Source organism: Nostoc sp. (genome assembly GCF_036919495.1).
Classification (GTDB): domain Bacteria; phylum Cyanobacteriota; class Cyanobacteriia; order Cyanobacteriales; family Nostocaceae; genus Nostoc.
Genome location: NZ_JBALBZ010000212.1, coordinates 41,370 through 53,448, shown reverse-complemented (window position 1 = coordinate 53,448; position 12,079 = coordinate 41,370). Strand labels below are relative to the sequence as shown.

General features: G+C 39.1%; 7 protein-coding genes. All 7 read left to right on the top strand.

What is annotated here, in order from left to right:
• Window position 1 precedes the first annotated feature (1 nt).
• The gene (locus tag V7K25_RS30300) at window positions 2-1,570 is read left to right on the top strand and encodes a condensation domain-containing protein (protein ID WP_335163416.1); all 1,569 of its coding nucleotides are present in this window, start codon (window positions 2-4) and stop codon (window positions 1,568-1,570) included.
• Between the two features lie 56 nt (window positions 1,571-1,626).
• Window positions 1,627-2,637: a TauD/TfdA family dioxygenase gene (locus tag V7K25_RS30295; protein ID WP_335163414.1), complete on the top strand. Its 1,011-nt coding sequence runs from the start codon at window positions 1,627-1,629 to the stop codon at window positions 2,635-2,637.
• A gap of 22 nt (window positions 2,638-2,659) precedes the next feature.
• A complete protein-coding gene (locus V7K25_RS30290) occupies window positions 2,660-7,321 on the top strand; it encodes an amino acid adenylation domain-containing protein (protein ID WP_335163412.1) in 4,662 nt (1,553 codons plus the stop codon).
• Window positions 7,318-8,706, top strand: a complete 1,389-nt coding sequence (locus tag V7K25_RS30285) for a condensation domain-containing protein (RefSeq protein WP_335163410.1) — start codon at window positions 7,318-7,320, stop codon at window positions 8,704-8,706. Before V7K25_RS30290 ends, V7K25_RS30285 begins: the two co-directional genes overlap by 4 nt.
• Window positions 8,707-8,779: 73 nt before the next feature.
• Window positions 8,780-9,664: a cupin-like domain-containing protein gene (locus V7K25_RS30280; RefSeq protein ID WP_335163408.1), complete on the top strand. Its 885-nt coding sequence runs from the start codon at window positions 8,780-8,782 to the stop codon at window positions 9,662-9,664.
• 71 nt (window positions 9,665-9,735) lie between these two features.
• Entirely contained in the window at window positions 9,736-10,500 is a 765-nt protein-coding gene (locus tag V7K25_RS30275) for a class I SAM-dependent DNA methyltransferase (RefSeq protein ID WP_335163406.1), read from the top strand.
• 282 nt (window positions 10,501-10,782) lie between these two features.
• Entirely contained in the window at window positions 10,783-12,039 is a 1,257-nt protein-coding gene (gene ectB, locus V7K25_RS30270) for a diaminobutyrate--2-oxoglutarate transaminase (protein WP_335163566.1), read from the top strand.
• Window positions 12,040-12,079 lie beyond the last annotated feature (40 nt).

Below are 12,079 nucleotides of genomic sequence, written 5' to 3'. Positions count from 1 at the left end.
TATGGACAACAAAACAGATGAAATTTTGAAACGACGGTCGAAGCTTTCACCCACTCAGCGAGAACTTCTCGAAAAGCGGCTGCGGGGTCAAGTTGACTCTTGCTCTCCATTAGAAATTATTTCCAGACGTTCCCAAACAAGTCTTGTTCCCCTATCTTTTGCTCAACAACGGTTGTGGTTTCTCCATCAAATTGATCCTGGGAATCTTTGTTATAATGAACTAATAATTATACAGATGATAGGTACGCTTCACATCGTGGCTCTGGAGCAGAGTTTCAATGAGATTGTGAGACGCCATGAAGCTTTACGTACTACTTTTGAAATAATCGAGGATCAACCAGTTCAAGTCATTCATCCTATTGCGACTGCAAATGTTACAATCAAAGTAATAAATGTGTATGAGTTGCCAGAAGCACAACGGAATACTGATGTACAACGACTAATTGTAGAAGAATCTCAACGTACCTTTGACCTTACCCAAGGACCGCTACTCAGATGTACTCTCTTGCGCGTTGGCGAGCAAGAGCATATATTATTGTTTACAATCCACCATATTGTCTCAGATGGCTGGTCGATTGGTTTGTTAGTTCAAGAGTTGGCAGCATTGTACGAAGCCTTCTCCACTGGAAAACACTCTTTACTCCCGGAATTAACTATCCAATATGCAGACTTTGCTCTTTGGCAGCGAGAGTGGTTACAAGGGAAAATCCTTGATACTCAGCTAGTCTACTGGAAAGAGCAGTTAGCAAATGCGAAAACAGTTCTGGAATTGCCAACAGATAGACCGCGATCGCACCTTCAAACTTCCATTGGGAAAAAGCACTCTTTCTCACTTCCGGTGACACTATCCAAGTCTCTCAAATCTCTAAGCCAGCAAGAAGGAGTCACCCTCTTTATGACCCTGCTGGCAGCATTCAATACCTTGCTTTACTACTATACTAATCAGGAAGACATTCTTATAGGTTCTGCCATTGCTAACCGCAACCGTAGCGAAATTGAGCAATTAATTGGCTTCTTTATCAACACCTTAGTATTGCGTACCAATCTCTCAAATAATCCCAGCTTTAGATATTTGCTGCAAAGAGTCAAGGAAGTAACCTTAGGCGCATACACCCATCAAGATTTACCTTTTGAGAAGCTGGTAGCTGAACTACAGCTAGAACGTAACCTCAATTATACGCCTTTGTTTCAGGTATGGTTTGTGCTTCAGAATGCCCCCATATCCAATCTTGAACTTGCAGGACTTAAACTTAGCTTTTTAGAGGCTGAAACTGTAATGGTTAAGCACGATTTGAAGCTTGACCTTTTAGAAACACCAGAAGGAATCAAAGGTTTTTTTGAGTATAAAACAGACTTATTTGATGCTAGTACAATTGCTCGGATGGCAGAGCTTTTTGTAAAACTTCTAGGCATTATTGTTGAACAGCCTGATATTAAGCTGAACCAGTTGAGATCAATCTTAAATGAGGCTGAAAAACAAGATCAATTTCTCAAACACCAAAATTTTCAAGCAGCGCGTTCTCAGAAATTAGGTAAAGTTAAGCGCAAAGGAATTACTAGTACTGGTTAATAGTTATTGAGCAGTGTTAGAAAAATAATTCTTCAGTAAAACTTATAAAAAGAATAATGAATTTAAAATTCGGGAGACGAAAACCAATCATTGTGTCGCCAGAAGAACTCATAAAAACAGAGTTTATTCTGCCAGAACAGCATTTACCATTAATTATTAAACCTCATGTCAATGACCTAAACTTGATAACTTGGGTAAACAACAATCGGGATTGGCTAGAAACTCAATTATTCCAATATGGAGGAATTCTTTTTCGTAACTTTAATATCAAAGCAGTTGAGGAATTTGAACAGTTAATTAAAACTATTTCTGGAGAATTAATTGAATATTCTTATCGGTCAACTCCTCGCAGCCAAGTAAGTGGTAATATATATACATCAACTGAATACCCCGCAGAAGAATCAATTCCTTTACACAATGAAATGGCATACGCCCGAAGCTGGCCAAAAAAAATATGTTTTTTTTGTGTAAAAGCAGCAACAGAAGGCGGGGAAACACCAATTGCTGATAGTCGAAGAGTATTTCAACAGCTCGATCAAAAAATCAAAGAGCAATTCATTCTCAAAAAAGTTATGTATGTCCGTAATTACGGACAAGGACTTGATTTACAGTGGCAAAATGTTTTTCAAACCACTAATAAACTTGAGGTAGAAAGTTATTGCCGTCATGCTAATATCGAGTTTGAGTGGCAAGATGAAACTAATCTCAAAACACGTCAAGTCTGTCAAGCTATTGCTACTCATCCGCGAACTGGTGAAATGGTGTGGTTCAACCAAGCACATTTATTTCATATTTCCAACTTAAAAACAGAAATCCGCGACTCTCTACTTTCGGTGCTAAAAGAAGAAGACTTGCCACGCAACGCTTTATATGGTGATGGTTCTAAAATTGAAACATCAGTAATCGAAGAAATTAATCAAATATATCAACAAGAATCAGTAACATTCTCCTGGCAGGAAGGAGATATTTTAATGCTCGACAATATGCTAACTGCTCATGGACGTAAGCCGTTTATTGGAGATAGAAAAGTGCTTGTAGGTATGGCAGAGCCGTATTGTGCGTCATAAAAATTAGTGATGGATGGGAAATATGCAAAATTCTGCTATAGAAGGGTTCCAAATTTCACCTCAACAAAAGCGTTTATGGCTCTTGGCACAAGAAGGCGATCGCCAACCTTATCGTGTTCAGTGTGCAGTTTTAATTGAAGGAGATATCAAATATTCAATTCTCGAAGTTGCCTTACAAAAAATTGTTGATAGATACGAAATTCTCCGAACTAACTTGCAGGCATTAAAGGAAATGAACATTCCTTTACAGGTTATTCATGAAAATAGTTCAGTATCTATTAATTACTATAATTTTCACGATCTAGAGTCAGAAAAACAACAAGGTGAAATTACTAGTTTATTTCAGCTATATAAACAGATAAATTTTGATTGGCAGAATGGTAGTGTTTTAGATATAAGTTTAATTAGTTTCTGTCCAATTAAAAATATTTTAATGCTGGGTCTGCCATCTTTTTGTGCAGATATAATATCAATTAATAATTTGGTGCAACAAATAAGTGATACTTATACTACTTGTTTGCATCAAAAAGAATTAGTAAATGAACCTTTGCAATATGCAGATATTTCCGCATGGCAAATTGAATTATTTGAAGGGGAAGATACGGAAATTGCTAGAGAGTATTGGTGCAAACAAAATGTCTTAAATCTGTTGAAAGGAAAGTTACCTAGAGAAAAATCCCTGCCTAGCAACATCGGCTTTCAACCCCAATTTATTGATATTCATTTCCATCTAGATATATTAGATAAGATTCAAGCACTGGCAAAGACAAATGCTGTGAGTGTAGCGACAGTCTTAATGTCTTGCTGGCAGATATTAATTTGGCGTCTGCTCGATAAATCGGAGATGGCGATCGCAATTTGCTGTGACGGCAGAAATTATGAAGAATTAAAACCAGCAATTGGATTACTGGCGAAATATCTCCCTGTAGCTGCCGATTTCGATGAAAATACTATATTTGCGGAAATATTGCCACAAATAGAGAAAAATATTAGCGATGTTTATAAATGGCAAGAGAGTTTTAGTTGGGAAGAAATCGTCCCTAGTAATGGGAAGAGTCAAGAATTGTCATTTTTCCCATTTGCATTTGATTTTGGATCGCAGCCTACGAAGTATTTGGCTGATAATGTCACATTTTCTATTGACAAGCAGTACGGTTGTCTTGAGCGATTCAAAGTCAAACTCTCCTGTTTGCAGGTCGATGATTCTCTAACAGCAGAGTTACACTATGATGCCAACTTATTTACTCGCCAAGATATCGATTACTTGGCAGTACAATTCAACTCTGTGTTAACTAGTGCGATTAATAATCCCACAAATAAAATCGCCCAGTTAGACATTCTCAGCCCTGATGAGCGCCAGCAACTTCTATTTGAATTTAACAAAACCCAAACCAAGCCCTTCCTACATCAATGCATCCACGAGCTATTTGAACAGCAGGTAGAGCGTTATCCAGAGCAGGTAGCTGTTGTTTATGAAAATCAGCAACTAACTTACGCCCAGCTTAATACCCGTGCCAATCAACTTGCCCACCATCTACAAACCGTAGGCGTTGGTTGCGAAACAGTTGTGGCACTGTGTGTTGAGCGCTCCCTGGAAATGATCGTTGGTCTTTTGGGAATTTTGAAAGCCGGTGGAGCCTATCTTGCTTTAGACCCTTTACTCCCATCTGAGCGTCTAGCTTTCATGTTGCAAGATGCTGATTCCTGCTTAATTTTGACCCAACAGCACTTAACTCAACTGTTCTCTAAAACACAAGCACCGATCATCTGTCTAGACACCGATTGGGGTGTAATTAATCAACAATCAGATGAGAATTTGCAAAAAGTTGCAACTCCAGAAAATTTGGTTTATGTAGTTTACACTTCCGGCTCCACCGGCAAGCCCAAGGGTGTGGCTGTTGAGCATCAGCAACTCCTCAACTATTTATATAGTATTCAAGAGAAATTAGATTTGCCTGCTAATGCTAGCTTTGCAACCGTTTCCACCTTTGCTGCTGATTTAGGTAATACAGCGATATTTCCCGCTTTATGTACAGGGGGATGTCTTCACGTCATCTCCCAGGAACGAGCAACTAGTCCAGAGGCTTTAGCAGATTATAGCGATCGCCACACCATTGACTGTCTTAAAATTGTTCCATCTCACTTAGATGCTTTGTTAAGTGCCTCCCAACCTGAAAAAATCCTACCTAAAAAGCGCTTGATACTAGGTGGGGAGGCGCTAAATTGGAAATTAGCTGTAAAACTCCAGCAATACGCACCAGAGTGTCAAATCTTCAACCACTATGGGCCATCAGAAGCAACTGTGGGGGTTTTAACCTTCATGTTTGAAGGTGAGCCAATGGAAAATAAATCTGATTATGTGCCCATCGGTCGTCCACTCACAAATACTCAAGTCTACATTCTGGACAATTATCTGCAACCCGTACCTCTGGGAGTGGCTGGAGAACTTTATATTGGCGGAAATAGTTTAGTGCGGGGCTATCTTAACCATCCAGAACTGACGAGGGAGCGGTTTATTCCCAACCCCTTCCAAAGAAGCAAAGGAGCCAAAGAAGACAATTGCGATCGCGAAGCGTGTACGAAGCACTCTCGCCTCTACAAGACTGGAGATTTAGCTCGTTATCTCCCCGACGGCAACATTGCATTCTTGGGACGAATCGACGACCAAGTTAAAATTCGTGGTTTCCGCATCGAACTTGCCGAGATTGAGTCAGTATTAAGACAACATGCTGCCATCCAAGAAAGCATTGTATTAGCACGGCCAGACAATCTTGGTAATAAGCGTCTCATCGCTTATTTTGTCTCAAAGCAGCAATCTGAATCTGTGGTTAGCGACCTGCGAAACTTCCTCAAGGAGAAACTGCCGGAATATATGCTACCGGCTGCTTTTGTGCAGATGAAAACATTACCTCTAACCCCCAACGGTAAAGTAGACCGTCAAGCATTACCTAATCCTGAGAGTGTTAAACCAGAGTTAGCCGGGAAATTTGTTGCTCCTCGCAATCCCATTGAAGAAATGATCGCGAAGATTTGGTCTGGGGTGTTGGAACTTGAGCGGGTAGGAATTTATGACAACTTCTTTGAACTGGGTGGAGATTCGATTATTAGTATTCAAATCATCGCCAGACTTAACCAAGCAGGTTTACAACTAACCCCGAAGCAGTTATTTGAGAACCCGACTATTGCTGGATTGGCTGCAATAGCTGGTACTATTTTAACTATAAAGGCTGAACAAGAGGCTGTAACAGGTTCATTCCCTCTGACGCCAATTCAGCACTGGTTCTTTGAGCAAAAGTTGGGCAATTCACATCACTGGAACCAGGCATTACTACTGGAAGTAGCATCAGAAATTGCCCCAGATATACTGGAGCAAACAATACAGCAATTGCGATCGCACCATGATGCCCTACGCTTGAGGTTTGTCCCTGAAGAATCAGGTTGGCAGCAAATGAACGCGGGAGAGGATGTTAAAGCCATACCTTGTTCCTATGCAGACTTATCAGCATTGTCAGTCACGCAACAAGCGATCGCCTTTGAAACCTCTGCTACTCAACTACAGACAAGCCTGAACATCACAGAAGGTTTGCTCATGAGTATGGCGCGGTTTAATTTCGGTGACAACCAGCCACAACGCCTGCTGTGGGTAATTCATCATCTAGCGGTGGATGGTATTTCTTGGCGAATTTTGCTGGAAGATTTTCAGCAAGTCTATCAACAGCTCAGTCAGGGAGAAAAAGTTAAGCTACCCGCAAAAACAACTTCCTTCAAACAGTGGTCTAATTTTCTTCAGGAGTATGCCCAGACAGCCCAACTTCAGCAAGAGTTAGGCTATTGGTTACAAACATCCCATCAGTCCATTTTACCTCTACCTGTAGATGCTCCTGACGGTGCTAACACGGTGGCATTGAGTCGTAGTGTATTAGTCTCTCTTAGCATTGAAGAAACTCAAGCATTATTGCAGGATGTGCCAGCTGTTTATCACACCCAAATCAACGATGTACTGCTGACAGCATTAGTACAAGCTTTTGCTCAATGGATCGGAAGCAGCTTGGTGCTAATAGATTTAGAGGGACATGGAAGAGAATCTATAACTGACAATATCAACTTATCGCGAACAGTTGGCTGGTTTACCACTATTTTCCCAGTGCTACTCACCTTAGAAGGAATTTCTCAACCAGGAGAAGCGCTAAAAGCTATCAAAGAACAACTCAGGAGTATCCCAAATCATGGCATTGGCTATGGGGTACTGCGTTATCTAAATATGGATTCTTCGATAACTACACAATTGCAAAATCTTCCCCAACCAGAGGTGAGATTTAATTACCTGGGTCAGTTTGATCAAGTTCTACCTAAATCATCACAGTTCAAGCTGGTCAACCAAACTGTAGGTATTAGCCGCAGCCTGCAAGATAACCGACGCTATTTGATAGATATTAACGGATTTGTACTTGGGGGTCAGCTGCAACTAGAGTGGACGTACTGTGAACAGATACATCGACGAACTACCATTGAACAACTAGCTCAAGAGTTTATCAAGGCATTGCGATCGCTTATTACCCATTGTCAATCTCCTGAAGCGGGAGGTTACACACCTTCTGACTTTCCAGAAGCAAACTTGAGTCAAAAAGACCTGGAACAGTTCCTAACAAAAATCAACCGAGGGAGCGGGAAGACAAGCAAATGAAAACAGAAAATGTTCAAGATATCTACGAACTCTCTCCGGTGCAGAATGGTATTCTATTCCACAGTTTGTACGCGCCTGAAACAGGACTTTATTTGATCCAGTTTAGCTTTACTCTGCGTGGTCATCTCGATATTGTTGCTTTTGATCGTGCTTGGCAAGAAGTAACAGCTAGACATACAATTTTACGTACTAGCTTCTATTGGCAAGAAATTGACAAACCACTACAAGTTGTACATCAACAAGTCAAAGTGCCGCTAGAGCAGTACGATTGGCGGGGAATAGATCCAGTAGAACAAGAAAAGACTTTAAGTAGTTTTCTTGTAAACGATCGCCAAAAGGGTTTTGATATTTCTCAAGCCCCACTGATGCGTTTAACTGTGATTCGTCTGGCAGAAGATACTCACCAATTTGTGTGGAGCAAACACCATTTGATATTGGACGGGTGGTCAGGCTCGTTGCTGCTTGAAGAAGTCTTTCAAATATACAAAAAGCTTTCTCAGAGTCAACATATATTTTTAGCACCCTGTCGTCCCTTCAAAGACTACATTGCTTGGTTACGAAAACAAAACTTATCTAAAGCTGAAGTGTTCTGGCGGCAGATGCTCAATGGTATAAAAGCTCCAACTCCTCTTACTTATCTAGAACTCGAAAACTTGTCTAGCCAAGAAGAGAAATATGATGAGCAACAAATCAAGATATCAGCAGTAACTACAGAAATACTACAGTCTTTGGCACGGCAGCATCAACTGACGCTGAACACACTATTTCAAGGAGCTTGGGCTATCCTCTTGAGTCGTTACAGTTGTCAAAACCAAGTGGTCTATGGCTGCGGTGTTTCTGGTCGTCCAGTAGAGCTAGAGGGAGTAGAGTCGATGGTAGGGGTGTTCATTAACACTTTGCCAGTTTGTGTCAAGTTTAACTCTGAGCAGTATTTACTGGCATTTCTAAAGGAACTTCAGGCTCAACAGGTTAAGATGCGTCAGTATGAGTACAGTCCACTAGTAGAGATTCAAGGGTGGAGTGAAGTGCCACGAGGCATGCCCTTATTCAAGAGCATTGTGGTGTTTGAAAACTACCCAATGACTAAGGTTTTACAGAACAATGAGGAAGATTTAGAGTTGCTTGAACTGACTGGTTTTTACAAAACAAACTATCCCCTCAATGTTATTGGGTATCCAGGATCAGAACTAGTGATTGGAATTAATTACGATTGTCAGCTTTTCGATGCTGCCACAATCACCGGAATTCTTCAGGATATTGAAATATTACTCCAAAGTATAGCAAATAATCCTCATATACGCCTTCAGGACTTATCTTTATTGACAGCAAATCAGCAGAAGTTAGCGTCAATGTTAGAAAAAGAGATTACCTTTAGCTTTGTTTAGAATAATTAAGTACCTAGCCTGCCTAAACAAGCAAGCAAGCACATATATCAATCAAAAAAAGATAAATAAAATTATGCTCGTTTCCACCGAAATAGAACGTCGATATAAACTTTCAAACGATGAATTTCAAATAGAATATGTCCAAAAGAGAAAACCAGTTATTATCTCAGGTGTCATTCCAAGTTGGAATAGTTTTGATAAATGGTCAATAGAATATTTCAAAAATCTATCTTCCCATGTTAAAATTTATGCTAAAAAGTTTAGTAGTACTCAAGGAATACAATTATCTAGCGTCACTATCGAAGAATATGCAAAAATAATAAATGACTTTGAAAAAAATCCTCATGATAATGACTTACCACCTTATTGTCATGACCTGCCATTATTTAGTTTAATACCTGCACTAATAGAAGATGTTCAACCGTTTCCTCTAGATTATTTGCCAAAATGGTATCATTACAAATGGTGGCGTTACTGTCAATTTTTTATCGGTTCCTCTCAAAGCATTACCCCACTACATTTTGATTGCCTTCTGACTAACAATATTTTTTTTCAAATTGTTGGACGAAAACAATTTACTATATTACAGCCTGAAGATGCAAAATATTGTTATCGTCAAGGTTGGCGATGGTTTCTGATTGATCCAGAAAAGCCAGATTATAATAAATATCCTCAATACAAATATGCAAGACCAATTAAATTTATCGTCAATCCTGGTGATATTTTATATATGCCTCCTGGTACACTGCATCATGTTAGAAGTTTGGATACATCAATTTCTTTTAATATTGATTGGCACACTAGCAAAAGCTCGTTGAATGCTCTAGCCGCTTTTAGAAAGGGTATGCCGATTCAAAATTCATATTATAACTTTTTATTAGCGATGGGATTAGTCATGAAAATACCTCCTCAGATGGTTTTTAAATTTTATAAAAGCTATCTTAATTATATTTCTTAAAAATCATCTAGGTTTTTAGCTTGCTTGTCACCACCTCAGTTTAATTTTTTTGAAATCAGGAGAAATATTTTATGTCTTTTGTCAGTCCTACTCCAGCAGATTTTTATAATGTTTTTGCTGCAATACAAAACCAGCGTAAAAGTCCAGAAGATATTCAATTAACGATGAGGTTTTTAGAACAATTATTTCTCCAATATCTTCCAGAAAAAGCGCATATTCTTGATCTTTGTTGTGGAACTGGATGCTTTTTAAAAGAGCTTGAAACCAGAGGTTACAAAACAACTGGGATTGATGTAATAGAAGCGCTATTAAACTACGCTCGCGAAAACGCCCCTAATAGTCAATTGCTCCTTGAGGATGCCCGGTCATTTAAATTACCACCTACCTTTGATGGTGTCTTTTCACAGATGTCATTAAACCAGATATTAACGGTTAAAGAACTAACAAGCGTCTTCCAGAATGTGTATAATGCACTGCTAGAAAATGGTCTTTTCGTATTTAATGTATTCGTGGAAGAGTCATATCCTTACGAGAAAAGGATAGGAGAACATGCTGAGATCAAAGATGAGTATGTCAGAGCTACAATAGCATCTACTCACCCAGAAGAAAGAGTAGTTGAATATCACACTAGTTTGTTTAGATTGATAGATGGGGAATGGCAGCGTTCAAATTATATTATTTCTAACAAACATTTTACAATAGCAGAAATTCAGTCTGCTTTGAAAAATGTAGGTTTTATAGAAATTAGTTATTATGACTATGAAAAAGAGTTAACACCTTCAAAAGAACGACAACCTGGTATTGCTTTTTCTTGCCGGAAACCACTCATTAGATAAGCTCGATTTTATCGAACAGAATTCAAGAGTCAGAATTCAGCTAGGTATTCTGTACGACTGGTGAGCCAAGCGCTAACAGAAGGTTTCTCGACTTGTTCGCGCAGCCTCTCCCATAAGATAAGGGCGGATGAATAATCGGGTTTAAGACCTGTGAATGATTGATTCTGACGCCTGAATTCTGACTTCTGAATTCTTTTCCAATCATTTTCGCATCCATACTCACAAGATGTGAAAATTATCAGAACAAAGGTATTATTGCCGCCAAGTAACTCCGTTAATTCAATGAATATTTTTGAAAAGTGTGAATCAAAGGTCAGAAGCTATTGCCGTAATTTCCCAGCCGTACTGCATCGGGCTAAAGGTTCTATTATTTATTCTGAATCAGGTGAAGAATACATAGATTTTTTCGCTGGTGCTGGCGCTTTAAACTATGGACATAATCATGACTATATAAAGCAAAAAGTCATGTCATATTTAGATGCTGATGGAATAGCTCATGGCTTAGATATGTATACTTCAGCTAAAGAGAAGTTTTTAGTTAAGTTTAACGAGATAATACTAAATACAAAACAGCTAGATTATCGCATCCAGTTCTGTGGCCCGACTGGAACAAATGCCGTTGAAGCTGCTTTAAAATTAGCTAGAAAAATCAAAAAAAGGCCAGGAATCTTCTCCTTTATGGGAGCTTATCATGGCATGACATTAGGTAGCTTATCGATTACCGGCAATACCGCCATTCGCTCTGGGGCAATTGGTACATCCAATAGTGTCACGTTTATGCCTTATCCTTATGGATTTATGGAAAGCTTTGACACCATAGAATTTATGGAATCGGTATTGAATGACGTAAACTCTGGGATTGAAAAACCAGCAGCCATAATATTTGAAACTGTGCAAGCTGAGGGAGGAATTATTGTCGCACCAATTGAATGGATACAACGATTAAGAAGGTTGTGTGACAAACATGAAATTTTATTAATTTGTGATGATATTCAAGTCGGCTGTGGTCGAACTGGGTCTTTCTTCTCTTTTGAACGAGCAGATATAGTCCCTGATATGATTGTACTTTCAAAATCTATCAGTGGTTACGGGTTTCCAATGTCTCTATTATTAATTAAGCCAGAATTAGATATCTGGGAGCCTGGTGAGCACACTGGCACTTTTAGAGGCAATCAATTGGCATTTGTGGGGGGAACAGCAGCTTTAGAGTATAGAGAAAGTAGCAATCTTGAACAGGATGTCAAAGTTAAAGAGTCATTTTTAAAACATTTTTTAATAGAGAACATAGCACCAATCAATGAAAATATAAAAATCCGAGGAATTGGAATGATTTGGGGTATTGATGTTGCTAATTTTGGTGATTGTAGTTTTGCTAAAGAGTTGACATCACGTTGCTTTGAGCTAGGTTTAATAATTGAGACAGTAGGTAGGAATGATACTGTTATCAAAATTCTGCCACCTTTGACAATTGAAATGGCGACCTTACAAAAAGGATGTTTAATCATTAAGCAAGCTTTTGAAGACTGTTTGTCCAAATGAATTTTTGATAACTAATTAGATGTGGCAATTCCAAAAAGTC